This window comes from Mesorhizobium kowhaii, assembly GCF_042431665.1.
Taxonomy (GTDB): domain Bacteria; phylum Pseudomonadota; class Alphaproteobacteria; order Rhizobiales; family Rhizobiaceae; genus Mesorhizobium; species Mesorhizobium kowhaii.
Window position 1 is genome coordinate 527,640 of record NZ_JBHLYT010000053.1, and the last position, 24,557, is coordinate 552,196.

Annotated in this window: 19 protein-coding genes and 1 pseudogene; 5 read left to right on the plus strand and 15 right to left on the minus strand. The window is 60.8% G+C overall.

The features are described 5' to 3' along the window. Window positions 1-3 precede the first annotated feature (3 nt). Entirely contained in the window at window positions 4-303 is a 300-nt protein-coding gene (locus tag ACFFNA_RS29870) for a hypothetical protein (protein ID WP_378923451.1), read from the minus strand. 156 nt (window positions 304-459) lie between these two features. On the opposite strand from ACFFNA_RS29870, the gene ACFFNA_RS29875 reads away from it, so the two are divergent. After that, complete coding sequence (locus tag ACFFNA_RS29875; protein ID WP_378923452.1) at window positions 460-825, plus strand: hypothetical protein; 366 nt, start codon at window positions 460-462, stop codon at window positions 823-825. Window positions 826-1,157: 332 nt separating this feature from the next. Here ACFFNA_RS29875 and ACFFNA_RS29880 read toward each other — a convergent pair whose 3' ends face one another. The 4 genes from ACFFNA_RS29880 to ACFFNA_RS29895 form a co-directional block, all read right to left on the minus strand. After that, on the minus strand, window positions 1,158-5,396 hold the full coding sequence (locus ACFFNA_RS29880; RefSeq protein WP_378923453.1) for a hypothetical protein: 4,239 nt from the start codon (window positions 5,394-5,396) through the stop codon (window positions 1,158-1,160). A 28-nt stretch (window positions 5,397-5,424) separates the two neighbouring features. Further along, a complete protein-coding gene (locus ACFFNA_RS29885; RefSeq protein ID WP_378923454.1) occupies window positions 5,425-6,627 on the minus strand; it encodes a TIGR03032 family protein in 1,203 nt (400 codons plus the stop codon). A 274-nt stretch (window positions 6,628-6,901) separates the two neighbouring features. Next, complete coding sequence (locus ACFFNA_RS29890; RefSeq protein ID WP_378923455.1) at window positions 6,902-7,960, minus strand: aminopeptidase; 1,059 nt, start codon at window positions 7,958-7,960, stop codon at window positions 6,902-6,904. 103 nt (window positions 7,961-8,063) lie between these two features. Then, window positions 8,064-8,387, minus strand: coding sequence for a LysR substrate-binding domain-containing protein (locus ACFFNA_RS29895; RefSeq protein ID WP_378923456.1), 324 nt, complete (start codon window positions 8,385-8,387; stop codon window positions 8,064-8,066). A gap of 191 nt (window positions 8,388-8,578) precedes the next feature. Between ACFFNA_RS29895 and ACFFNA_RS29900 the strand changes: the two genes are divergently transcribed. Then, on the plus strand, window positions 8,579-10,039 hold the full coding sequence (locus ACFFNA_RS29900) for a caspase family protein (RefSeq protein WP_378923457.1): 1,461 nt from the start codon (window positions 8,579-8,581) through the stop codon (window positions 10,037-10,039). 193 nt (window positions 10,040-10,232) lie between these two features. On the opposite strand, the gene eglC is transcribed toward ACFFNA_RS29900, so the two are convergent. Further along, entirely contained in the window at window positions 10,233-11,624 is a 1,392-nt protein-coding gene (eglC, locus tag ACFFNA_RS29905; RefSeq protein ID WP_378923458.1) for an endo-1,3-1,4-beta-glycanase EglC, read from the minus strand. 340 nt (window positions 11,625-11,964) lie between these two features. Here eglC and ACFFNA_RS29910 point away from each other — a divergent pair, with 340 nt between their 5' ends. Next, window positions 11,965-12,438, plus strand: coding sequence for a hypothetical protein (locus ACFFNA_RS29910; protein ID WP_378923459.1), 474 nt, complete (start codon window positions 11,965-11,967; stop codon window positions 12,436-12,438). Between the two features lie 146 nt (window positions 12,439-12,584). Then, window positions 12,585-14,603: a sigma-54-dependent Fis family transcriptional regulator gene (locus ACFFNA_RS29915; RefSeq protein WP_378923460.1), complete on the plus strand. Its 2,019-nt coding sequence runs from the start codon at window positions 12,585-12,587 to the stop codon at window positions 14,601-14,603. Window positions 14,604-14,840: 237 nt separating this feature from the next. On the opposite strand, the gene ACFFNA_RS29920 is transcribed toward ACFFNA_RS29915, so the two are convergent. Next, the gene (locus tag ACFFNA_RS29920; RefSeq protein ID WP_378923461.1) at window positions 14,841-15,887 is read right to left on the minus strand and encodes a Kelch repeat-containing protein; all 1,047 of its coding nucleotides are present in this window, start codon (window positions 15,885-15,887) and stop codon (window positions 14,841-14,843) included. 224 nt (window positions 15,888-16,111) lie between these two features. Here ACFFNA_RS29920 and ACFFNA_RS29925 point away from each other — a divergent pair. Further along, window positions 16,112-16,939: pseudogene (locus ACFFNA_RS29925) on the plus strand (LysR substrate-binding domain-containing protein); the annotation flags it as partial. 168 nt (window positions 16,940-17,107) lie between these two features. On the opposite strand, the gene ACFFNA_RS29930 reads toward ACFFNA_RS29925, so the two are convergent. The 8 genes from ACFFNA_RS29930 to ACFFNA_RS29965 all read right to left on the minus strand — a co-directional run bounded on the left by ACFFNA_RS29930 (window position 17,108) and on the right by ACFFNA_RS29965 (window position 24,541). Beyond that, window positions 17,108-17,875, minus strand: coding sequence for a hypothetical protein (locus ACFFNA_RS29930; protein WP_378923462.1), 768 nt, complete (start codon window positions 17,873-17,875; stop codon window positions 17,108-17,110). Between the two features lie 57 nt (window positions 17,876-17,932). Then, window positions 17,933-18,412 (minus strand): GlcG/HbpS family heme-binding protein, encoded by a 480-nt coding sequence (locus ACFFNA_RS29935; protein ID WP_378923463.1) that lies wholly within the window; start codon window positions 18,410-18,412, stop codon window positions 17,933-17,935. 382 nt (window positions 18,413-18,794) lie between these two features. Then, window positions 18,795-19,292 (minus strand): DUF1097 domain-containing protein, encoded by a 498-nt coding sequence (locus ACFFNA_RS29940; protein ID WP_167458681.1) that lies wholly within the window; start codon window positions 19,290-19,292, stop codon window positions 18,795-18,797. A gap of 183 nt (window positions 19,293-19,475) precedes the next feature. Then, window positions 19,476-20,519, minus strand: coding sequence for an NAD(P)-dependent alcohol dehydrogenase (locus tag ACFFNA_RS29945; RefSeq protein WP_111547135.1), 1,044 nt, complete (start codon window positions 20,517-20,519; stop codon window positions 19,476-19,478). A gap of 45 nt (window positions 20,520-20,564) precedes the next feature. Next, window positions 20,565-22,196 (minus strand): molecular chaperone GroEL, encoded by a 1,632-nt coding sequence (locus ACFFNA_RS29950; RefSeq protein ID WP_378923464.1) that lies wholly within the window; start codon window positions 22,194-22,196, stop codon window positions 20,565-20,567. Window positions 22,197-22,272: 76 nt separating this feature from the next. Then, the gene (locus ACFFNA_RS29955; RefSeq protein WP_378923465.1) at window positions 22,273-23,070 is read right to left on the minus strand and encodes an iron-sulfur cluster assembly protein; all 798 of its coding nucleotides are present in this window, start codon (window positions 23,068-23,070) and stop codon (window positions 22,273-22,275) included. Between the two features lie 5 nt (window positions 23,071-23,075). Then, the gene (locus tag ACFFNA_RS29960; RefSeq protein ID WP_378923466.1) at window positions 23,076-24,098 is read right to left on the minus strand and encodes an amidohydrolase family protein; all 1,023 of its coding nucleotides are present in this window, start codon (window positions 24,096-24,098) and stop codon (window positions 23,076-23,078) included. A 71-nt stretch (window positions 24,099-24,169) separates the two neighbouring features. Continuing rightward, window positions 24,170-24,541 (minus strand): MmoB/DmpM family protein, encoded by a 372-nt coding sequence (locus ACFFNA_RS29965; RefSeq protein WP_378923467.1) that lies wholly within the window; start codon window positions 24,539-24,541, stop codon window positions 24,170-24,172. Window positions 24,542-24,557 lie beyond the last annotated feature (16 nt).

Consider the following 24,557-nt stretch of genomic DNA (forward strand, 5'->3'; position numbering starts at 1 on the left):
TGGCTAGAAGGCGATCTTCACCCCGAGCTTGGCGCCGATGGTGGAACTGTCGGACGACGCCTTGCCGCGGACTTCGCCGCTGACGGTGGTCAACTCCGACACCTTCAGGTTGAAGCCGGTCGACAGCGCGGCGGAAAAATCCGCATCGTCGAAGGCGATCTCCCCCGAAACGCTGCTGCAATTCGCCCCACGCATAGGGCTGAGCACCATGCCGTTGCTTAGCGTGTAATCGCCATAGATGCCGGGCTCGAACTTTATCGCGCCAAATGAAAGCTGGCTCTTGCCGAACTCGTTGCCGATCATGGTTTGGAGAGGATCGCACAGACGTTTTGTTGGCTGGCGCACACAAAACACGCAAGACTGCGGAAACGTCGCCCTGCATGTGTCCGGTTTTCAAAGGGCCGGTATTGGGCTAAATTGCTGCGCAAGCTGATACCGTTCAGGCCCGGGAGTATTATTATGCCTTGGGATAGAAATAAGGCTATTTCCTTTGCACAAAGCCATGCTCAGCCCTTTAGCACTCGCTACTGTGCAAAATCTGTAAGAGAGGCAATAGAAAGTGGTGGAGTAACATTATTACCAACTAATTACGCTAAAGATTACGGAAGAAACCTAACAAACGCCGGATTTGTTGAGACAAATACAATCATGCCAATGCCTGGCGACGTTGTAGTTATACAGCCAATAGATGGACATCCTGCCGGGCACATGGCTATCTATGACGGCAGAACGTGGATCTCCGATTTCAAGCAAAATCATGGCTTTTACCCAAATTCGGCTTATCGCCGAATAAGGCCTAAATATAAAATTTACCGTCACCCCTGAGAGTAACAATGAAAAGGTTACTCATCTTCCAAGCTCAAAGCGCATCTGCGAGCAAAGGCTATCCGAACCATCGACGCCCTGCGGCAGGCCAAAGGCGGTATCGGCAATCTCTTCTCTCTCCAAGAGAATGCAGAAACTACATCACAGCCGCAAGATATGGATTCACATGAAAAGCCGCCGCTCTAGATGTGAGGTTTCAATAGGTTGTTCATTCGGTCCTGAGCGAGGAAGCTGAAGTCGCTGAAGCTTTAGCGATTCTCGGAGGACCGAATGAACGTCCATAAGAATTCCGGAGGGAAAACCGTTCGCACTTTCCCTGGAATTGCTTTTAGCTAGAAGGCGATCTTCACTCCGAGCTTGGCGCCGATGGTGGAACTGTCGGACGACGCCTTGCCGCGGACTTCGCCGCTGACGGTGGTCAACTCCGACATTTTCAGGTTGAAGCCGGTCGACAGCGCGGCGGAAAAATCCGCATCGTCGAAGTCGATCTCCCTGGTGTCGATTTCGGTCGTGTTCTTGTAGCCGAAACGCTGCTGCAATTCGAATCGCGCATAGGGGCTGAGCACCATGCCGTTGCTTAGCGTGTAATCGCCATAGATGCCGGGCTCGAACTTGATCGCGCCAAAAGAAAGCTTGCTCTTGCCGAACTCGTTGCCGCCGCTGTCGGTGTAGGGATCGCCGCGGAACGAAACGCCAAGCAGGCCGCCACGCAGATCGAAACGGGTACGCTCGCCCAGCTTGAAGATGTGGCCGACCGATGCCGTCACCGCATAGCCCTCGGTGTCATAGCTGCCGGTGGTGCCGAGCACGCCGTTGGTCACATCGCTTCCGCCGATGAAGCCGGAGGCGGAGACCAGCGCGTAGTCGTAGTTCTTGCGGAACAGCGCGTAGCCGCCGAACATGCCGGCCTTGTTGGTGCCTTCGCCGATGGCATCAAATCCCCGGAACGCGCCGAGGTTGACATCGGTCGAGGCATAGCCGGCGAAAATACCGATGTTCAGGCCATACTCATTGTCGAACTGGAAGTGTTTGGCGGCATTGAAATCCAGGCTGATGGCGGCCGAAAAATCATTGGCATCGAAGCTCGGGCCGGGGCCATTCAAACCACCGCCGCTGATGTCGTAGCCGTCATGCTCGGTATGAGCGAACTGGCCGGAGGCGAAGACGCCGAAGCTGGACGAAACCGGCACCATTGCACCCCCGGTTGCGGGCGACAGGTTGAGGTCAGCATCGAGCGCATCACGGTTTATGCCGTAGAGAGCGTCGATTGCGACCGTGACCGCGCCGGCGTTGGTGGCGCTGGTGGGCGCCGCGGCAATACCGAAATTGGCCGGCGTGGCACGCAGGAACAAGCCCCCATTCGGGCCAGTTACGATTTCATAGGTGAAAAGCGAACCCGGCGTGCCGGGAATGCCTTGGACGTCGAAGGTCCCGGTAACCGGCCCGCTGGTCGAGACGATGAGCGGGATATCGGTCGCCTGGGCGAATTGCGGCGTGCCCAGCAGATTGACGATGATGATGTTGGCGCCGGTGGCCGAAAACGCGCTGGCAATGAGTTGATCCGACTGCACCGTCTGCTGGTTGATGTCGAGAAGTAGCTTAGCATTGTTGAGCGCAAGACCGCCAAGCGTGAAGGTGTCGTCGGCAACGCCATCGAGCATGGTGATGGTCGACCCAATCACGTTGGCCGTACCGCTCAGACCGGCGTTGCCATTGATAATGAGCGTGGAGCCATCCACCAAATTCAGCAAGTTGATTGAATTCGAGCCCGTGCCGAATTTGATCGTCGACGGGTCGACCGTGACACTGTCGAAGCCTTCAAACAACTGGGTCTTGGTTCCGCCGGCAGAGAGATCCGTGTTCTTGATAATGGCTACGGCATTGGTCCCGCTGAAGACCACGCCATTGCGGAAAACGGGGTCTGTCACCGTGCCGTCGATGAATAGGGTGTTACCAGATATGCCAGAGATGTTGCCTTTGATTTCACCGCCAGTCAGCGTGACGGACTCGGCGTCTATGCCGCCTTTGATTGTGCCTCCGGAGACCGCGACGTGATCGATGCCGGAACCGCCGGCTACGCTGCCATCGATGGTGCCGCCGCTGACGGTCACGTTATCGTTGCCCGCCCCGCCGACAACATTGCCGGTGATGGTGCCCCCCTGCTGGTTGATTGTGCTGGCACCCGCGCCGGTGAGATCGATTGCGGTGCCGCCAGTGCCGGTGATTGAACCGGCGTTCGTGATCGTGACCGAGCCCGCCGTGTTCGCGAGAATACCCGTTGCACCTGCGATTGAACCGGCATTATCCACGCCCGCTGCGCGGCCCGTGCCGGACACAAGCTCGACGCCGACCGTGGAGCCGCTTACCGTCGCGCTATCTTGCACCGTAACCGTAGTAGCCGAACCAGTAGCGGCGGAGTCGTTGCGTGCGTAAATGCCCGAGCCGCCATTGCCCTTCACGGTACCGGTGGCGGTAATCTTAAGCGCGCCGATGCCTCCGTGGAGGGCACGGATGCCATAGGTTCCGCCACTCACATCCGCCACTTCAATTGATAGTCCGGTGGCGTTGTCGAATGTCTGGGCGAAGATGCCGCCATCGATTGTCCCGATGACTGCACCCGTGGCGGTGATCGAGAGCGCGCCGCCATTACCGTGGAGTATGGCCAAAATGCCGTAGGCCCCACCGCTTACGCCTGCCGCTTGAATGGCCAACCCGGTCGCGTTGTCATACGCCAGCGCAAAGATCCCCCCAGCGTCACCCTCCCCCGTCACCGGACCGCTAGCGGTGATGGAGAGCGCGCCACTGCCGTGGTGTTCGGCGAAGATGCCGATGACGCCGCTCACATCAGCAACATTGATCGTGAGGCCGGTAGAGTTGACCCCCGTAAGGGCAAAAATGCCACTCGCATACGTCCCCCTCACCGTGCTGGCGGCGGTAATCGAAAGCACGCCAGTGCCCTCCTGGTCGGCGCCGATGCCCAGACCGCCGCTCACGCCCGCCGCGACGATCGTGAGATCGCTGCCATAGTTTCGGGCGTAGATGCCTCCAGTCAATGCGCCGGTGCCCCCTGTCACGGTACCGGTGGCGGTAATGGAGAGGGCGCCGGTGCCGTGGTGTTCGGCGGAGATACCATAGGTCCCGCCGCTTACAGTGGCCGCATCAATAGTCAGATTGGTGCTGGAAATAACATCGGACAAAGTACGGGCATAAATCCCGTCTCCCTCCGTTCCCGTTACTGTACCGGTTGCGGTGATCGACAGTGCGCCTGTGCCGTAGTGTTCTGCGTGTATGCCGGATGTCCCGCCGGACACATTTACCGCCTCAATCGTCAGATCGGTGCCACCGGAGTTGTTGGCATAGATGCCGCTGGCACTCGTCCCCGTAACTGCACCGGTGGCGGTGATCGACAGTGCACCGCTCCCGAAATTGCGGGCAAGGACGCCGGTGGTCCCACCGCTCACGTTCGCCGCGTTGATCGTTAGATCGGTGCCAGAATTGTTGCGGGCGTAAATGCCGCTATTGGTCGTCCCCGTCACCGCGCCGGTAGCGGTAATCGATAGTGCTCCGCTCCCGTCGTTGCGGGAGTAGATGCCGGACGTTCCAGTCACTGTACCTGCGGCCGTGATTGTTAGATTTGTGCCAGCGTGATTGCGAGCGAAAATGGCGGGAAAGGTCGAGGCTGCCGCCGTCCCCGTGACGGCGATCGACAGTTCGCCGCTTCCGTAATTATGGGCATTGATCTGACCTGTCGCATTCGCCGCCACGATCGATAGATCAGTGCCAAAGTTCGTGGCGGCGATGCTGGGATAGTTCGTGCTCGTACTCGTCACCGTCCCCGTCACGGTAATCGACAATTCGCCGCTTCCGTAATTATGGGCATTGATCTGACCTGTCGCATTCGCCGCCACGATCGACAGATCAGTGCCAAAGTTCGCGGCGCCGATGCTGCTGGAGTCGCTCGTACTCGCCACCGTCCCGCTGGCGGTAATCGATAGCGCTCCCGTTCCCTGGTTAATGGCGTTGATGCCATTTCCCGCACCGCTTGCGTCCGCCGCCCGGATCGTCAGGTCGGTGGTTCCGACGTAGTTGTGGGCGTAGATGCCTATTCCGCCAAATCCGGGACTCGACAGGTTGTTTCCTGTGACGGTCCCTGTAGTGGTGATCGACAGCGCACCGCTACTGTAGTTGCGCGCTACGATACCGCTAACAAAGCCAGTGATGGTGGAGAAATTGGGGTCCCCAGAAGCGTAGTCGCTGAATGTGAGTCCGCCCGTTCCCGTGAGGGTAAGGGCGTTGCCCGCGGCGGTGGTGATGCTGAAGGTGTTGTCGGTTGTCACGTTGAGTACGGTGACGGGCGACCCGAGCGGAGGCAACGTCTGGGTCGTGGTCGTGTCGCCGCTGCAGGTGTAGGTGCCGGCGGGACCACCTTCATTGGCGAGGCATGCCGCATAGGCGCGGCGCGTATAGCCGCCGAGGAAGGCACTCGCCGCGAGCGCGGTGCCGAGCACCATGCGGTTGCGCAGACCGAGCGCCGGCTCGTCCGTATTTCCCAGTTTCGTCCCCTGCCTCATGATCGCCCCCGCTGCGTGGCAGCCTTGGTCATTGGGTTGCCGGGGCTGGCACGACAGCCTCGGCAAAAGAATCGTTCGATGGCAATTGTGGCCGCCCGCCGCCGGGCGCATGGCTGACGAAGCCGGCCGCCTCGGGCGAGCGTGGACTCACCGCCATCGGGCAGGCGAAGCCGGCAATGACGGCGAGGTCGTAGAGCTCGGCCACTTGGCCATCGATGCGGAACCAGTCGACGCAGCTTCCCTTTTCCAGGTCGATGACCTGAATGCCGCACCACGGCTCCGAATCGGCGGCGGCGAGGCGGGCGTCGAGCGCGAGCCCCTCGAAGCGCTTGTAGCGCGGCTTGGAAAGACCGACGAAAGCGTAGCGGCCGCAAAACGCCAGCCCGCGCCCGAAACCCGGGCAGAACGCGACCGGCTCGAAGTGGCCCATGCCGCCGTCCTTCGGCAGTTCCACGATGCCGAGCTCGCCTGTGCCGGAGTTGAGCAGCCACAGCGCTCCTCGATGGAGACGCGGCGAATGCGGCATGGAGAGCCCCTCGCACACGACCGTGCCGGTCCTGACATCGATCACAACGCCGCCGTCGGCGCGCCGGTCGCGCCAGCCGTCGATCGTGTCGGAGCGGCTGACAGCCGTGGCATAGGCCGCCTCACCGTCGCGCATCGCCAGACCGTTCAGGTGGCAGCGGTCCTCGTCCACCAGCGCCGAGATGAAGGGCGGCCGCCACACTTCCTCGAAGCTGTAGCGGTCCGACACGGTCGCGAGGCAGTTGAAACGTGTGTTGACGAATATGGGCCGGCCGGCCGCGCCGATGCCGACGTCATGCGCGTCGAGTTCCCCGGTAACGTGCACGGTGCGCGGTACATAGCAGGCGTCAAAGATCTCATTGGCCCGCTGGTGTGGTTCCAGCGCGTTGACGAAGCGCACGAGATGGAAGCCTGCCACAAGCATGAGCGTCCCGTCGGAGGCGTAGGCGAGTCCCATCGGCCGTAGAATCGGCGTCTGGTGAACGTTGAGCCCGCCGGTCATCGGGTTGCGGCCGATGAGATAGAACAGGCCGGACTGGTAGGAGGTAACCGCGAGCGCAACGTCCAGCGCCTTCAGCCGCGCCACCAGCCCGGCCGACATCGAATAAGTGAGATCAGGCGAGGCCTCGGCCGGTTCGCTCTCTTCCGGAAGGGGCTCGCCCGCAGCTTCGCCGCTTCCGCGCGCAGCCATGGTGCCGATCTCCACAAATCAACTAATTAGGAATGTATGATCTCAGCTAACTAGGAATTTAGGAATGTATGGTCTCCAGCTAATGTATGATCTCAGCTTGACCCACAGGCAATCCTTAAATGGACTTACAGAGATCATGATGCGAGGAACCTTGGCCTCTGTTGCTGTTCGGCAACGCCAATAGTGCTCGAGCAGCGACGTGATCCTGGAGCCGCATCTCGAAACGCGGCAGCACGTAGCTGCGAACGCTGTTCATCCAGGCGGCGAAGGGACTTCAGCTTTGACCGGCTCAATCACATGTATCTGCCGCCTTGAGCGCTTCGGCGCGGTGAGCCTTGTCTAACGCTCCGATCTGTCGAACCGACGCGAAGAACCGTGGATAGTCGCCCGAACACAAGTCGAACAAGCGGAGAAACATCGCCACCTGATCACCGTAAACGGAAGTCGCGGCGAGTTTCGCGTTGTTAATCGGAGCATCGAACCAGACATCATATCCCCGGTATCCACCCCAGCGCCTGTCGCGCATCGCTCGGTAGCGCATCCGCAGCCGTTCGATCGCGGCTGTCTTTGCGGCCCGCTTTTGGTCCATGGTACCCGGGTCGTCATAGACATGCGTTAGCTCGTCCCGGGTGTGCGACACCAGCGCAAGAAACTGGGTCTTGCGCTTTCGGTCGGCTTCGTAGCGGCGCAATCCGGCGGTATCACCAGCCGCGCGCAGCCATTTCCTCACGCCGGTTGTTTCGACGGCGACAGCGAACGCCTCGTTGAATGCGGAATCGTCGCTTACATAGACGCGCTGGTGAGCCAGCTCATGGAAAACTAGCCCTGCAAGATACGTTTCATCGTGGCTGAGCATCGTGCTTAGCAGCGGGTCACTTGACCAGCCAAGCGTGGAATATGCAGTGATGCCCGTCACATAGACGTCCAGGCCCTGTCTTTGAAGTTCGACAGCGGTTTCAATCGCAGACCTTTTGGAGAAGTATCCTCGGTAGGGAACGCATCCGAACACTGGAAAGCACCATGTTCGTGGCGTCAGCGAGAATTCCGGCGCGGCGAAGATGGCCCATGTCACCGAGTCCCGACCAACGTCAACATAGCTGCGGTAGCTATTGTTGTCCGGCAGCGCTAGTTCATCTGTCGCAAACTGTCGTATGGCGCTCGCCGATGCCATTCGAGCGCGTAGTGCCTCAGGGGTCGAAGGATCCTCGATCAGCTCTCCGACATCCTGGCGCGCCGTCATGATCTCCACATGACCCTTCAAGGATTGCGCGTAGTAGGAAATGTTGGTGCAACCTGTCACGCCGGACACCACGATCATCGCCGCAACCGATCGAAAAAATGCACCCATCACGGTTTGCCCACAGCACTGCTCACGCGTCCCGATAGGGCATGGAACGCAGGCAAGAAGGTGGGCGCCAAGCGTGTCTGCATGTGAGCGGCCGGTGCGGCCTTCAGGACCACGTGGCCTCGTCCAAAACCCACTTATGGAACGCGGCGATACGAGGGTCGGTCCAGCAATCTCTTCTGCCACACAAATGATAGGCCTCCCTGTCGTCAGAGATCTGCATATCCTTGAACGGCTGGACCAGTTCTCCCCTAGTGATCTCCTCGTGGAGCACAAAGAGGTCTCCGACCGCGACGCCCTGGCCCATAGCCGCGGCACGATAGGCCATATCGCCACTGGGAAAGACCTCACCCGAGTTCACGTCAAAAGGTTCGGCGCTTTTGTAGGCTGCTCCATAAACCGGCAGCGCAAGGTTGATCTTGATCGGCATCGTGTCCTCCACAGTCCAGTGACTGAGCATACAAATCCCTTTTCCCTATCTTTGACATGATTCTTGGTATAAATTTTTGCTGGCCTTCAGCGACACGGGGTCCATACGCTCGGGCATGATTGTGTCGCGTCGTGGTGCGCTTCGAAGGTTGCAAGACCAGGATTGACGCAGACCGGAACGGGCATGTTGATATGACCCATTGCCACAGACTCCTGTTTCGCATCCCGCTGCTTCTGCTTCTCGTGCTTCTTGGCTCGGTTGGCGCTCGCGCCGCGGTCGAGCAGAACCCGTCGCCGCAGCCGCGCAACCGGCTGGCGATCGTCATCGGCAATTCGAACTATCAAAGCACCCGGCTCGAGCATCTCCCCAATGCGGCAAACGACGCCACAAGGCTTTCAGAGAGTCTGAAGCGGCTGAATTTCGAAGTCCTGACGGGAACCGATCTTTCGACCGAGGGTTTCGCCAAACTGCTTCGAGACGCCGATGCAGAACTGCCGACCGCCAGTGCAGTTTTGATTTTCTATGCCGGTCATGGCGTGCAGCTGCATGGCGAAAACTACCTGCTCCCGGTCGACACGCCCGATCCCGAAAGCCTGGAAAAACTGACGGCCAGCGCCATCAAGCTGAATGATGTGATCGCCAGGTTCGCGCGCCGGGACCGCCAGACATTCATATTCCTGGATGCCTGCCGCAACAATCCGCTCGGTCCCGGCGCCGGCGCCGGCGATGGTCTGGCGCAAGTTGACGTCGGTGAAAACACGTTCATTGCCTTTGCCACTCAGCCCGGCAATGTCACGGCCGATGGCGGCGGCGAAAACAGCCCGTTTACCGTTGCGTTGCTGAAGAATCTCGAGATCCCCGGGCTCAGCGTCTCGGACATGATGATCCGCGTCCGCAACGAAACCGAAGCGTTGACGGTTGGCCGTCAAGTGCCGTGGGATCAATCGAACCTGCGCGAGCAGTTCTATTTCACGGAGCAGCAGGCACTCGATCCAGCACAGTTGAGCGCGAGCCTTTCGCGAATTCTGGCGGACCCCATCGCAAAGAAGAGATTGCAGGTCGAGCTCGCCTCCAACGACCTGCAAACTGCCGTGCTTGTCGTCGGGCAGACCTTGCGGTCGGTCGAGATTCCGGCACCGTCAGCCGATTTACCGGCGCCGGTTGGCACCCAAGTCGCCAATCTGTCTCCAACTGAAAGCGTTGAAGACGCTCGCCAAAGCGTCGTCTCCGGCCTCGAAACCCTCATTGTCGGCGCATCGGCGGGCGAAGCGGAAAAGGGCAAGGCGGGCGATCTTGCACGCAGCATCCAGACGGAACTTCGTCGCCTGGGTTGCTACCGGATGCAGGTTGATGGCGATTGGGGCACGGGCTCCATCCGCGCCCTCACCGACTATTACAAAAATACCAAACAGGTCGCATCGACGACCGAGCCGACCGTCGGACTGCTCGGCGATCTCTTTCTGCGCTCCGGCAGAATCTGCAAGCAGCCGGTCATCGTAAAGGCCAAGCCGGCTAAAGTTGCGTCGGAAGCCGGCCCCTCGCAAACCAGCTCCGGCCGCAAGACTGCGAAACGCTCACAGGCCGCCCCGCAACGCCCCGCAGCCCCGCCACCGGACATTGGTGCGGGCATAGGCATTGGTGGTGTGTTTTAGGTCCGGGCTGACGACACCAGCCGCAGCACGAACATGTCCGTACCGACCCATCATCAGGTGTCGCGCCTAGAGCGGCTCAGCGTTTTACGGAAACGCTGAACCGCTCTATCTCTTTGCTCTGACGCAATTCCCTAAGGGAAAGCGCTACGCGCTTTTCCCGGGAAAACCGTTTCACACTTTTCCTGGAATTGCTCTAGATAACCCAATCGTGCAACGAGTAGGCATGGATGTAGTCGATCTGCATTTCCGCCGGCGTTGCGAGCCCATCGGCGGGCGCTCCCGCGATGCCACCAACCGCGAGATCGACCAACATGTACATCGGCTCGTGCATGTCGGTAGGCGTTGCGGCATGCGCAACTTCGACGTTGTCGAAATACCAGACGAGTTCGTCTGCCGTCCACAGCACCCCGTATGTGTGGAACCCTTCGGTATCCGCGACATAGGGCGTCGAGGACACTGTTGTGTGAGTTCCCGTCTCGTTCGTGTGGCTTGTCATAAGGAGCTTGTTTGGATCCTGACCGGTCATCTCTATGGCGTCCAGTTCCGGTGGCCAGGAGCCGTCCTCCGGCAGAAGCCAGAAGGCCGGCCATGCGCCTTGTTTTTCGGGCATGTCGGCCCGAATTTCGAAATAGCCATAGGTCTGTGCGAAGGATTCGTGGGTCGTCAGCAAACCTGACGTGTATTGGTAATTGTTTATGTAGGGCTTGATAGCCTCAGGGGTTCGGGCGGCGGTAATCGTGAGAACACCGTCCTCGACGCTGAACGGGTGGACGGAACTCGTCGGGGCGTAGCTGGTGTCGATATACCATTGAAGCTCACCGTTGCTCGTGAGCGTGCTACCGTTCGCGCCTCCCCACCAGAAGTTCGAGTCCCAGGTGCCGCTCGAGCCATTCCACAGGTTCAGCGTGTTGAACTCGTCCGAGAAGGTGAGTTGCAGATGCGACCTGTCCAGGGCCAGGTCGAACTGGCTTGCGGTGAACTGGTCGATCGTCTTGTTGGCGAAGACGAGAAACTCGGTGCCGGATAGATCAAGTCGGACGTTCGCTCCCGACTGGACCATATTGGCGTGCACCTGCTCGAAGGAGGTGAAGCCGTAGCTCCCGACGCGCACCGTATCGTCCACGCTAAAGTCCAGGATCAGGTCACTGCCGTTGCCGGGGGCCACGACGAAAATGTCCGCCCCGGAGCCGCCCTTGAGAACGTCGTCGCCCTTCAAGCCGTCGAGCGTTTGTTGGCCGGAGCCGCCGGTAATGATGTTGTTTAGCTCGTTTCCGAAAGCATAGTGTTTGTCGCCCGTGACCGTCAGGTTCTCGAAATGCGCCGGGAGCCTGTAGCTCATCCAGGTCGAGATGGTGTCGACACCCTCGTTGGCCAGCTCGACCGCCTTGTTCTTCGTGGAATACAGATAGTAAATGTCATCGCCCTTGCCGCCATACATCGTGACGCTGACGCTGCCGTCGCCGTAGAGCGAGTCGTTGTAGATGCTGCCATAAAGTGCCGGGCCGGAATTCGTCGCCGAGTACCACTTTACCGAGGACCCGCTGTAGGGGAGTGGAACGCCCTTGGCGTTCAGGACGGTGGTCATTGGTCTTGCTCCTCGGCTCGATGCCAGCCCTAGCATCTATGGAGGGCACCAGAAGCCAAAGTCTTTTTTGGTCTTCGACTTGGGAGGGTTACCAAAAGCTTAACGCCAGGCCAGCTGCCGTTTCGGAAGCGCCCGATCACCATCGCACGCGCATCCGAGGACCCGAGCCCGTGTAGCAGCCACCTGCTACCAGCGACCCGAACTCTGGTGCTATGGGAATGGGATGGCGAACCTCACCGAGGCGGTGTAGGGTCCACCTCAAAAGAAGACGTGTAGGGTTCACCTCAAAAGAAGAAATGAGCCGTACCATCGGCCAAGCTGAGCGAATCTGGGAGGATTCATGGTTGAGATCATCTCCAAGCGGGATGGCCCGCGGCGCGAGGACGTCCAGGTCAAAAGACTGATCGAGCAGAACCGCTCGACCATCGTTCGCCTTGCCGACCAGATCAGCGGCGGCGGCTACTCGGCTTCCAGGCAGCCGCGCCAGCAACCCAAGGCGGAAGGCCTGATCATCCATGTTGGCGGCAGCGCGGCAACCGCCTCCGAAGCGAGCCCGTCCATCCGTGTCACCATGAACGGCCGTGTGATCTCCAAGGATCAGAACACCGGCCGCCAGCTTCATCATATCGGCGATGTCCGCAACCGGAATGGCGACCAGATTTTCGTGCTGGCGACGAAGCAGAATGGCTTCTTTTCGCCGGTCGACGAAACCATCGCGCAGGCGCTTGTCGAGATGGATGGATCCCGGCTGACCGCGACCTATACCGAAGAACAGCTTGCCGCCGACATCGGTGCGAAACTCGGCATCGACTGACGACCGGTATTCGGGCGTCGCTATGCGCGCCCAATCCGCGAGAGCATACAGAAATGGCATACCTCAAAAGGTACTGTGATGGCTGAATGAGACACGCGAGCGGCCCCAATTCGATGAAAAGCAATGCGCTTCCGACGCGTGCGTCGATGGCCACCGGACAGCTGGTTCTAGACAACATCGACTATGACGAGCGCGCCACCATGCGCGCCTGGGAAAGCTTTCTTTCCGACGAGCCGACAAGCGCCCGCGATCCGGTCCACGTCCGCTCGCTGATCCACGATTCCTGGTATCGCAGCGCCACCGGCGGCATCAATGCGCAGGGCATCGAAGCGCCGCTGAATAGTGACCGTGACGAGATCGAATATCTGACCCGCGCCAATGCCGAGCTGCTTTCGGCGGCGCGGCGATCGTTTGCCTCCCTTGGCCAGTTGCTGGAAGGGACGGGAGCGATGCTGGTGCTCGCCGACAGCGACGGCGTGCTGATCGATGCCATCGGCGACAAGAAGACATTGCATGACGGCATGGACATTCATCTGGGCATCGGCGGCAAATGGAACGAGGACGCCGTCGGAACCAACGGCATCGGCACGGCACTGTGGACCGGCGAACCGATTTTCGTCCACGCGGCCGAACATTTCTGCGCCGGCATCAAATCCTGGACCTGCGCCGGCGCGCCGATCCGCGATCCCCTGGACGGCAAGATCATCGGCGTCGTCGACCTGTCAGGCTATTCGCCGATCTTCCGGCCGCACAACACGGCGCTCGTCGCCGCCACCGCCAGGCAAATCGAAAAGGCGCTCGCCGAACAGCAGCAGGAGCAGCGCACGCGCTTGCTCGAAGCCTTCATTTCCTCGGCCCCCAGCTACCGCCGGAAAGACGGGCTGGTGATCGTCGATCATCGAGGCCGCGCGATCTTCTGCAACAACGTGCCCAACGGCGACACGACGGAGATGATGGACGGCCCGATGGAGCCCGGCCGCGGTCGTTGGCTCATGAACCTGCCGGCCTCCGGCTCGGAGACCGATCTCGCCAACGCGTTGCCGGCGCATTTGCGATCCTGCCATGTCACGCCGCTGAAGCTCGATGGCGACCTTCGTGGCGCGGCTCTGGTGTTTCCCTCGGTGCCGGCCGTCTCCAGCATGACGGTGATACGTCGGGAGGGGGACAAACATTTGCGGGCAGCCGCGGCAATGATCGTCGGCGAAAGCGAAAAACTGTTGGCCGCCGTCGATGTCGCCTCCCGGGTGGCCGGGTCGAACGGTGTCACCTCGTTGCTGATAGAAGGCGAAACTGGCGTCGGAAAGGAGCTGTTTGCACGGCTTGTCCATGCCGGCAGCCGGCGCACCGAAAACGACCCGTTCATCGCCATGAACTGTGGCGCGATCACCAAGGAGCTGTTCGGCAGCGAATTGTTCGGCCATGTCGCCGGCGCCTTTACCGGAGCTTCGCGTGACGGCAAGCCGGGCATCTTCGAACTCGCCAATGGCGGTGTGCTCAGCCTTGACGAGATCGGCGAGTTGCCGCTCGAAATCCAGCCCTTCCTGTTGCGTGTCCTGGAGGAGCGCGTGGTCCACCGCATCGGCGACTCAAGGGGCCGGCCGGTGGACGTACGACTGGTCGCCTCGACCAATCGCGATCTCAAGCAGGAAGTCGCGGCCGGACGCTTCCGCAGCGATCTCTATTACCGCATCGGCGCGGTCTCGATTCATGTCCCGGCCCTGCGCGAGCGCGGCGACGACGTGCTGTTGCTGATCGAGCACTTCAATCATCAGATCGCAAAACTGGCAGGCAATGATCCGCTGGAGTTTTCAAACGAAGCCCTCGACGCGCTGCTGGCCTATCGCTGGCCGGGAAATGTGCGCGAATTGAAGAACCTGGTCGAGCGCCTGCATATACTGGCGCGCGGCGGCACGATCGAACTCCAGGATCTTCCCGGGGAAATCAGTGTGGGCGATCGCAACACCATCGCCTTGCACAGCGACCATCCGGCAACGATGCTCGAAGCACCCGTATGTACGTTCGAGGATGGAGAACGTCAGGCGATCAAGAATGCGCTTGTCGCGGAGGGCGGCAATCTCAGCAAGGTTGCGCTGAGGCTCGGCATTTCGCGGCCGACGCTCTATCGCAAGCTCGGCCAATACGGCATCCGGCGCGGCTTCCTCTAAGCGCGTCGCGTCTGAATGGATTCAGACGACGCGCTTTAGGTCTTTGTTTTTATGCATGTCGTTCTCCCAAAACCGGGGCCACTTTTGGGCGACATGCATTAGTCCTCATAGCGATCTGCAATGCCGCCAGAGGTTTTGCGCCGCCTTTGCGAACAGCTGTGCACGGTCAGACCTCCTGCCTGCCGGTACCAAAGCGTAAACCAGTCCCGAACACGACCGGCATCGGCATTGAATGAACTACTTGGGTACGGTGTAGAACTCGTGGGTGTTCATCTGAGCATTGATCCCCGGCATGCCGTCGGACTGGAAGGAGCCACCGGCGACATGGAACTCGCTGCCAATGAAACCGGCAACGAAGCCGTGGCGGGCAATCTGCATGTGCGGTAGGGTCTGCCACGTGTCGGTTGCGGGATCGTAGGCCTCAAGGGCCCAGAATGTGCGCTTGCCCGCCGGGTCCTGGTACTCGCCACCCGTCACATAGATCTTCCCGCCATAGGCACTGCCCGACACCCCGCCCCGCGGTGTGGGGGAACGGCCCTTGTAGGTCCAGGAATCGGATTTGGGATCGTATTCCTCGACCAGATCGGTGACGTCGCTCTTGGTCACGAAGGGCAGACCAACTCGACCGTCGATCGCATAAATCTTCCCACCGACAGCAGCGGCGAGAAAGTGATTGCGGCCGGTCTGCATGGGAGCCCGGCTTGTCCAGGTGTTGGACGCGGGGTCGTAGGCCTCGACAGTCCTGCCGACTATGTTGGGAACGTCGGCCCAAAGGGGCTCCTTCATGTCGCGGCCATCCTCAAGGGCATGCGCCCCGCCGACGACGTAGATTTTTCCGTCGAGCACCACAGCCGCAGCCGCTCCGCGGGCAGTTGGCATGGGTGGAAGCTTGGACCAGCTGTCGGTCTTCGGATCGTATACAAAAGCATCAGCGGTCGGTTGCCATTCCTTGGTGCCCGGCTCTCCGACGAAACCACCGAACACGTACACCTTGCCGTCGCAAGCCACAGTTGCAGTATGATGGGCCGGCTCAGGCATTGCCGCCCTCTTCGACCAGGTCTTGGTATTTTCGTCATACATCACAACCGTGCCAACGGGCATGACCTCGGGCACGTCGATGCCGCCAATGACGAACCACTGATTGCCCACCACAGCGCTGGAGTTCTCGCTCTGAGGCTCTGGCATCGGCGTTCCCATCTGCCACGTGCCCTCCTGGGCGAACGCTGGCGCAAGATTAAGTGCCAGACCGATCATCGCAGCGGAAACCAGCAATTTCGTCTTCATCGGAAGTTCCTTGGTTGCGGTCAGGCGCCGACCTGGAGTTGCCCGAGCGCCTTCGTCTCGCAACAGGAGGTAGCTGAACGTATGAACCGTTAGAATTATCGATTGCGGAATGGGCCCTTTGGGCCCACCAAACAATGTCGTGCTTAACCTTGCCATTCCGAAGCGCCCTGAGCAGAAGGCTCGGCCTGCGACGCTGCACCGGGCAGCCCCAGCGAGGAGGACAAATGCACAAGCCGGAATTGCGGGAGCTCATCGCCTTCGCGGAGGCTGCTCGGCAGTTGAACTTTACCAGGGCCGCCGCCGCACTGGGGGTGTCGCTACCCAGCTTCAGCCAGACGCTGAGGGGTCTGGAAGAGAAGCTCGGCGTGAGACTGCTCACACGAACCACCCGCAGCGTGTCGTTAACCGCTGCGGGCGAAGAGCTTCTTACCAACATAGGCCCGATATTGAGCGGACTGGACAGTGTCCTCGACGGATTGAACAAGTTCCGTAGCGCTACGGGCGGAAGGCTTAGAATTCTAGGTTCACGGACGGCAACAACCGTCCTGATAGCCCCTCTTATCGGCCGCTTCCTGACAAAGCACCCCGAAATTGAGCTCGAAATCCTTGTCGATGATCTTCACCTTGATCTGGTGGAACACCGCATCGACGCGGGCATTCAGGTCAGAGAACGCATCGAGAAGGATATGATCGCCGTTCGGATCGCCGATCCCTTCAACGAAGTTCTTTTTGCCACGAAAGACTACCTGCTGGCTCATGGCGAGCCCAGCGAGCCCAGCGCGCTCGTGGATCACTGGTGCGTTCGCCTTCGATCCCCGTGGGACGGCACAGTCCGACCCTGGACCCTGCACAAGGGGGCTGAGAAGGCCGAACCCGTCGCCGGCACGCAAGTTGTGGCCAACGATCTTCGTGCGGTTGCCAGTGCGATTGCCGGAGGCGCCGGAATCGGCTTGGTGCCAGCCGTTCTTCTGCAGGATGAGCTGCGATCGGGGCGCGTCGTGACTGTCCTCGATGGGTGGGGTTCCCAGATCTCTGGGATCTACTTGTACTATCCCAGCCGCCGACAGCTTCCTGCAGCCCTTGCTGCCTTCATAACGTTCATGAAGCAGAACAGGCCTGCCCCAACACTGCCTGAAATGCGACGGCCGCAGGCGCAGTGGAACCTTGGAGGGCAGCGGCACCCTTTTTGGGTGGCCCCCGCCCTTCAAGGAAAGCGGTGCTCAGGGCTGCGGAACAAAGATGTCGCGGGAATAGACAGGCAACGATACGACCGCGACAAGGCTCTCGCTGCCGTCGAACATCGCGGTCAACTTTCCACCTTCGGCCTTCAAGGACAGGCTGCGGAGATGGTTTGCGTCGCCGGACTTCACAACGCCAGTAGCCTCATTGTAGCGATAGATGCGCCAGAATTCCGGCTTGAGTTGCGAGTAGACGTGGCTGTCGCCCTTCTCCAGGGTCACCGGGCCACGTTCGAATTCCGTTTGCAGTGAAACCTTCTCACCGCCACCTTCGAAGTTCCAGGCCTCGCTCACCGCCGTCGGGCTCGAGCTGTAATGAACCCCACGATTGACGTCGTCGGCAGCGGTTTCGGCAATGCCGTAAGGACCGGCTCCGCCTCGCGAAAGACCATCGAACAACATCAGCACGTTCTCACTGCTTCCCGTCTTGTGAACCGGGATGCCGAAAAGCACGTAGCGGTACGGAGCCCCGACGGTACCCTTTGGATCCACCGCATAAAGCTGGTCCACAAATTCAACCTGGAGGTTGGCGCCGGCGGAAGGTGCTGTTGTAAACGGGCTGAGCTCCCAGCCCGCAGGCAGGAATTTGGAGAGCGCAGCCGTCGAAGCCTTGTAGTAGAGAACCGTGCGGACATCGGAATTGCTTCCGCTGTAAAGCTCGGCGGCGTTTGCGAGGGAAGGCAATGCAAGCGCAACGGAGAGCGCGGCGGCCGCGGCAAGACGGCTGCCCAGCGATTTGAGATTCATCATTTCAACAGTTCCTTTGGAGTACGGCAGCTCCGTCCGGAGCCGTCGCTAAAAAGAGGATCAAAAGCCGGCAAGGCCGGCCTTGGCGCACTGCTCGTCCTGCGCGCCCGTGCCGCCACTAGCCGAGATCGCACCGATGATCTTGCCGTCCTTCATGACCGGAATACCGCCAGGCGCTGCGATGACGTGGTCCATGTTCAGCATGAATGGACCCATCTTGGCCGTGACGTCGAAGAAGTCGCGTGTCGGACGCTTGTAGACGGCTGCCGAAGTTGCTTTGTCCAAGGCGATCTGGGCGCTCGCCACCTCGGTGTTATCAGCCTTTTCGTAGTAGACTAGGGCGCCGTGCGTATCGACGACGGCGACGGCCATGAGCCACTTGTTGGCTGCGCATTCCTTGACAGCGCCGGCGGCAACCTGCTTGGCCTGCGACAGAGTGATATCGGGACCATAGACATCAGCGTCGCCGGCAAATGCGGAGCTGGTAACCGAGAGAAAGCCAATGGCCGCGGCGGTGGCGGCCCATTTTGACATAGACATTTTTGAAACCTTTCGTTGGTCATGCGACCTTGTTTCGTTGAAACGAAGCGAAGCTCGCTGCCGCCTCACGAGAAAGACCAGAACGGGCGCTCATCAATCCCTGATGGATTTGAGAGTGAATGCCGTTGGTCACTGGGCATGGATATGTCTGCCCGTTCCGCGAATGAATGACGAATTCCGAAATGGAGTATTTGGGGATGTGAAAGAATGGGCTCGAACGGACAATAGCCAAGTCCGTTGGCGCTCAGCGGAAATCCCGCGTCTCCGCGACTCCGCGAACCAGGCCCAGCTCCTTCGCAACAAAAAACCCGCGACATTCGCGCCGCGGGGTTGGGGAAATTCGTCGACCGAGATTGCCTTCAGGCAGCGGTCGCGGACATGATCAGGCCTTTACCACCGCACCGGTCACTTTCTCCGAGACGTAGCCGAGGATATTGCCGATGATCAGCGAGATCACCACGGCGGCAGCGACCTTGATGATGCCGCCGGCACCTTCGCCATAGGCAGCGGCAGCAAGCAGAAAAAGCGCTGCGGTCGTTGCGTAGCCATAGACCGCTGACGGAATGGCGCTCAGCAATGGCAGCTTGGCGGCGAGGATCAGGACTATGATTGAAATGCCGACGCAAATGCCGGCCATGATCGCGGTAACGCCAATGGACGTCAGCGCGATCAAGGCGCCGGCCGCGCAGATCGCGCCCCACAGGTTTGCAACCGCTGAGTTCTTGAACCCGGCTTCCTTGCCGCCACAGTGATAGAAACTTCCCCAGCCGACAAACACCGCCCAGATCAGCAGATAAGGATTGCCGATCGTGATCGCCGCCCATGTGGCAATGCCACCCATAATGCCGATGACGACGGCCAGTCCTGTAACAAGATCCATGTTGTCCTCCCGTTTTCACGAAGCAAGGAAACTCGTGCGGGGATCGCGCTTCGCCGACGTCCCGACACGGAAATGCCATGGCATCAGCCACGGAGCTCAAGAAGGAAGGCTTACCGGTCCGGCAAGCAGCCCGATCGAACCGCACGCGACACCCGTTCCATGCCGCGCGCGGTCCAAGGGCTTTCAGGGCACGATGACGCCACGGCCGGTGAACCGGCGGTTCTTGAAATCGTCGAGCGCGGTGTTGATGCTGGCGAGGTTGTATTCGGTGTAGTGCATCTTCACCTTGCCGTCGGCGTTGAGCTCCATCAATTCGACAAGCTCGGTGAAATTGCCGACCAGGCTGCCGCCGATGTTGATCTCCTCGATGACCAGATGCGCGGTCGGTACGTTGATGTTGCCGCCATAGCCGACGACGAACAGTTGCCCGCCCTTGCGCACCATCTTCCAACAGATGTTCTCGACACCGAGTTCGCCGACGAAATCGATCACCACATGGGCGCCGCCGCCGGTGATCTGGCTGACCTCCTCGACGACGTTTGGCCCGCCATCAAGGATGAAGTCAGCGCCCAGATCCTTCGCCAGCACCCGCGCCGCCGGCTCGCGATCGACGGCGATGATGCGGCAGCCCGAAATCGCGTGCAACGATTGCAGCGCGATATGACCGAGCCCGCCTATGCCGAGCAGCACGCAGTAACTCCCCGGCCGCAGGAGCTTTGCGGCGCGCTTGGCGGCGCGGTAGGCGGTGATGCCGGCATCGGCCAGCGGTGCCACCTCGATCGGCGTGATGTTGGCATTCAGCTTGATCAGCGAGCGTTCGCTGGTGATGAAATACTCGGCGAAGCCGCCATTCATGCCAAGGCCGGGGAACTGGCCGTTGTCACAATACATGTCCTCGCCATGGCGGCAGTTGAGGCAGATGCCGCATGAGCGGAAGGGATGGCAGATCACCGCGTCGCCACGCTTGACCGACCTGACGCCGCTGCCGACCTCCTCGACCCAGCCCGCATTCTCGTGGCCCATGATGTAAGGCAAAAGCGTGCCTTCGGGATCCATCGTCGGCTTCCACACACCCTCGATGATGTGCAGGTCGGTGCGGCAGAGGCCGGCGGCACCGACCCGCACGATCACCTCGTCAGGCGCGGTGATCGTCGGTGCCTTGACCTCCTCGATCCTGAGCTGGACGTTCATCTTCGGGTCGTATTCGTAGAGTCTGGCAGCTTTCATCGTCGTATCCTTTCAACGTCGAAATCGTTCGGTTGGAATGTGGCTTCAGGCGCGGCCGAGTTTTTCGGAGCCGCCGCCACGCGCCGGTCCGGCCGTCGGATCCTCATCCTCGGCGAGATCGCCAATCAGCGTTTCGGTGGTCAGGATCAGCGTCGCCACGGAAGCCGCGTTGGCGAGCGCGGTGTAGGTGACGCGCACGGGATCGATGATCCCTGCCTCGAACATGTTCTGATACGCGCCGGTCGAGGCATTGTAGCCGTAGCCGCCGTTGATGCGGGTGACCTCGACCACCACGGCTTCGGGATCGGCGCCGGCATTGGCGGCGATGCGCCACAGCGGTCGCGACAGCACCGAGCGCACCAGGCGCACGCCCTCGGCGACATCGCCATCGACGCCAGCTGCCACCTTGTCGAGCAGCGGCGCGATCTGGGCGAGTGCCGAGCCGCCGCCGGCGACCACGCCCTCTTCGGATGCGGCGCGCACCGCATTCAAGGAATCCTCGATCAGCTGGATGGTCCGCTTCTGCTCGACCGGCGTGACGCCGCCGGCATAGAGGATCGCAGTGCCGCCGGAGAGCTTGGCCAGGCGTTCGCGCAGCTTGTCCTGGTCGATGTTGGGCGGCGAGGCTTCATACTGGCGCTGCACCTGGGCGCGGCGCGAGGCGATTGCCGCATGGTCGCCGCCACCGCGAATGATCGAGGTGTAGGACGAACTGGTCTTCACCCGGTCGGCCGTGCCGAGATCCTCGGCGGTGACGTCCTCCAGCCGGCCGCCGAGATCGCGGGCGATCACCTTGCCGCCGGTGATGATGGCCAGATCTTCCATCATCGCCTTGCGCCAGTGGCCATATTCCGGGGGATGGACGACGAGGTACCGTCCCGGTCCCTGCTTGCCGAGCAGCGTCACCACCACCTCCGGCGACATTTCCTCGGACACGATCAGCAGCGGCCGGCCGGCCTCGTCGGCAATGCGGCGAACCGCATCGAGCTGCCCGGGCTCCTTGATCTTGAGGTCGGTCATCAGGATGTAGGGCCGTTCGAGAACCGCCTCCATCTTCTCCTGGTCGGTCACCATGTGGTGCGAGAGGTAGCCGCGTTCGAAGGACATGCCCTCGACGACATCGAGCGTGGTCTCGGTGGTGACACTGAAATCAGTGGTGATGACGCCTTCGGCGCCCACCCGCCGATGGGCTTCCGCCACCAGCGCGCCAAGCGTGGTGTTGGTCGCCGCGATGTTGGCGACCGAGGCCAGGATGCCGTTGCCCTTGGCGGGCTTGGCGGATGCCTTGAGCGCGGCCACCACCGCCGCCACGGCAAGGTCGATGCCCTTGCAGAGATCAACGGATTTCACCCCGCGCTCATTCGCCTCGACGCCGCCCTGGATGAGCGCGTTGGCGAGCACGATGGCCGTCGTGGTGCCGTCGCCGGCGATCTCGTTGGTCTGCATCGACACTTCGCGGACGACCTGCGCGCCCATGTTCTCGAAACGGTCGTGCAGCTCGATCTCGGAGGCGATGCTGACACCGTCGCGGGTCACCATCGGCGTGCCGATCGGCCGGTCGATCATGGCGTTCATGCCTTTGGGGCCGAGCGTCGGCTCGACGGCGGCGGCGAGCCGGAAGACGCCACGGGCGAGAGCACGGCGGGCCTCGGAATTGTGAAGCATTATCTTGGGCATGATTCCTCCTTCCGCCTTACGGGCGGGTTGTTGGTGGGGGCCTCGTGCGAGGGAGGCCGTTGCTGTCAGTTCTGCTTCAGGCGGTCGGGGCGGTCGCGGCCGGCACGCGATCCAGAATGAAATCGACCAGCGTCGGTTCGCCGTCGATCACATCCAGTTCCTTGTATCTGGTCTGCTTGAGCCCCCGGCACAGCGCGCCGTTGAACTCCATGTTGATGCGCACACCGCGCAGTTCGGCGAGATGGGCGCTGAGCGCGCCAGGCGGTATGCGCTGCCCTTCCCAAGTCACGAAGACGGGCTCGTCCGCCCGGCGATCGGGAAACCGCTCGAGCAGAGCCGCCCTGTATCTCGGCTTCTGCTTGGCCGCCTCGCCCGGTTCGAACCGAGCGACGTCATATGCCGGCAGGTCCATGCCGAGGATTTCGCGATCGGTCAGACCGTGCTGCCGCAGGCCGCGCAGAACCGCCTCCTGGCGCCGCTTGAACGCCTTCATCCTGAAGGTCTCACGCAAGCCGCCGAGATCCTGATCCTCGGCAAGCACGGCGAAGATGTCGCCGAAGGTCTTGCCGGCCTCCATGCCGCGATTGACCTCGTCGGCGAACATGTGGTCGTGCAGCTTGACGCGATAGGCCGGCGACCAGGAGAGCTGGTCGAGCGCCTTGCGGACGCCGTCCAGCATCAGGAACGCGAAGTTGGGCGAGCACCAGTAGGTCGGCAGGCGGAAGTCAATCTCCACGCTGCCATCGCCCGTCACTTGCGCCCGCTCGATGAAGCCCATCTCGGTGATGGGTTCGTCGAGTTCCGGGTCGTTGACCTCACCAAGGCGCCGCCAGAGTTCCTTCTCGCGGCCGCCGGAAACGCTGGCGGTTGCCATGGCTCCTACTCCGCAGCGATGCTGAAGGGCGTGCTGGCCAACGCCTTCTTCTTGGCTTCGACATCGATGTTATAGAGACGCGCGGCGTTGAGGCCGAGGATCTTCTCCTTGATCTCGTCGGTCAGCTGCACACTCCGTTCGGCGGCGATGTCCTCTGGGATCTGGTAGGCCCAGAATTTCTCGACCAGCCAGCGCGGCGTCCAGATCGCGTAGTCGGAACCGAACAGGATCTTCTCCGGCCCGAGCCAGAACAGCAGTTCGGCGATGACCTCGCCGAAATAGCGCGGGCGCGCGTGGATGAACGGCAGCGCCACCGCCAGCCCGCCATAGACATTGGTCTCCTGCGTCGCGATCCAGCAGAAATCGTCGAGGCGCGGCAGGCCGCAATGCTCGATGATCCAGTTGAGGCCCTGGAAATCCGTCGCCGCATGATCGACGTCATGGACGTCGAACGCATCCTTGGAGAGCGGCAGGATCGTCGGGCCCTTGTGGACGTGAATGTTCCTGATGCCGAGTTTGTCGCAGAGTTCGAAGCATTTATAGGCGTCGGGATCGGTGAGCTTCCAGCCCTTGGAAGCGCCGTTCCATTCGGCCGTGTACATCTTCACGCCCTTGACGTTGTAGGTCTCCTTGAGGAAGTGGATGTATTCCAGCGCCTTCTCGCCGTCGCGCGGATCGAAGGCGCCGTTGACGATGAAACGCTCGGGATAGCGCTTGGCCACCTCGGCGTTGCGCTCGATCGTGTTGAAGCCGTTCTTGTAGAAGTCCTTGAGATAGGTCGACTGCACGATCGCCACATCGTCGGGACCGTCGATGAACAGATCGCGATAGAGATCATCGGCGCTGTATTTCTCGAACTTGCTCTTCTCCCACAGCTGGTCCTTCGGGCTCAAGCCCGTGTGATAGGCATAGAAGCATTCGATGAACTGCTTGCCGTGGATATTCTTCTGGTTTTCCGGGCTGCCGTCCCAGAAATGGGTGTGGCCGTCGACCACGAAAATGTCCTTGCCTTCCGGTGTCCTGTACATTCTTGCCTCCACAATGATCGCGTTGACGGGTTCGGCGCGCCGCATGCAACGGCGCGCCAGATTTTTGGCGGCTATTCGATGTATTCGAACATCTCGTCCATGTTGCCGAACAGGATCACGGTGTCGTCGTCGACGCGAACCATGCGGCCGTAGTGGGTGGAGGTGTTGACCTCGAAGGTCTCGGCTGAGATCTCGCGGCCCAGATATTCACCGATCGCATCCATCTTGAAGATCAGCTTGCCATCACCGTCGATGCGGATCAGCGCCGGCTGGTAGGTGATCGTCACCCCCGGCTTCTGGCCCATGAATTCGGCGATGGCGCGCGCCTCGACCGAGTCGTTCATGGTGACGCCGCACTGATGCGAAATCGTCTGCTCGAAGGTGATGTCCTTCATCGCCTTGAAGATGTTGGAATGCGTTGCGTCGCGTGCTGCTAGTGACATGACAAAATTCTCCTGT

Bases quoted from the DNA above. Each gene is read 5' to 3' on its own strand.
- ACFFNA_RS29950 (WP_378923464.1), bottom strand. From the start codon at position 22,196: ATGCCCAAGATAATGCTTCACAATTCCGAGGCCCGCCGTGCTCTCGCC.
- ACFFNA_RS29920 (WP_378923461.1), bottom strand. From the start codon at position 15,887: ATGAAGACGAAATTGCTGGTTTCCGCTGCGATGATCGGTCTGGCACTT.
- ACFFNA_RS29940 (WP_167458681.1), bottom strand. From the start codon at position 19,292: ATGGATCTTGTTACAGGACTGGCCGTCGTCATCGGCATTATGGGTGGC.
- ACFFNA_RS29930 (WP_378923462.1), bottom strand. From the start codon at position 17,875: ATGATGAATCTCAAATCGCTGGGCAGCCGTCTTGCCGCGGCCGCCGCG.
- ACFFNA_RS29960 (WP_378923466.1), bottom strand. From the start codon at position 24,098: ATGTACAGGACACCGGAAGGCAAGGACATTTTCGTGGTCGACGGCCAC.
- ACFFNA_RS29965 (WP_378923467.1), bottom strand. From the start codon at position 24,541: ATGTCACTAGCAGCACGCGACGCAACGCATTCCAACATCTTCAAGGCG.
- ACFFNA_RS29870 (WP_378923451.1), bottom strand. From the start codon at position 303: ATGATCGGCAACGAGTTCGGCAAGAGCCAGCTTTCATTTGGCGCGATA.
- ACFFNA_RS29900 (WP_378923457.1), top strand. From the start codon at position 8,579: ATGACCCATTGCCACAGACTCCTGTTTCGCATCCCGCTGCTTCTGCTT.
- ACFFNA_RS29880 (WP_378923453.1), bottom strand. From the start codon at position 5,396: ATGAGGCAGGGGACGAAACTGGGAAATACGGACGAGCCGGCGCTCGGT.
- ACFFNA_RS29910 (WP_378923459.1), top strand. From the start codon at position 11,965: ATGGTTGAGATCATCTCCAAGCGGGATGGCCCGCGGCGCGAGGACGTC.
- ACFFNA_RS29890 (WP_378923455.1), bottom strand. From the start codon at position 7,960: ATGGGTGCATTTTTTCGATCGGTTGCGGCGATGATCGTGGTGTCCGGC.
- ACFFNA_RS29945 (WP_111547135.1), bottom strand. From the start codon at position 20,519: ATGAAAGCTGCCAGACTCTACGAATACGACCCGAAGATGAACGTCCAG.
- ACFFNA_RS29895 (WP_378923456.1), bottom strand. From the start codon at position 8,387: ATGCCGATCAAGATCAACCTTGCGCTGCCGGTTTATGGAGCAGCCTAC.
- ACFFNA_RS29915 (WP_378923460.1), top strand. From the start codon at position 12,585: ATGGCCACCGGACAGCTGGTTCTAGACAACATCGACTATGACGAGCGC.
- ACFFNA_RS29935 (WP_378923463.1), bottom strand. From the start codon at position 18,412: ATGTCTATGTCAAAATGGGCCGCCACCGCCGCGGCCATTGGCTTTCTC.
- eglC (WP_378923458.1), bottom strand. From the start codon at position 11,624: ATGACCACCGTCCTGAACGCCAAGGGCGTTCCACTCCCCTACAGCGGG.
- ACFFNA_RS29955 (WP_378923465.1), bottom strand. From the start codon at position 23,070: ATGGCAACCGCCAGCGTTTCCGGCGGCCGCGAGAAGGAACTCTGGCGG.
- ACFFNA_RS29875 (WP_378923452.1), top strand. From the start codon at position 460: ATGCCTTGGGATAGAAATAAGGCTATTTCCTTTGCACAAAGCCATGCT.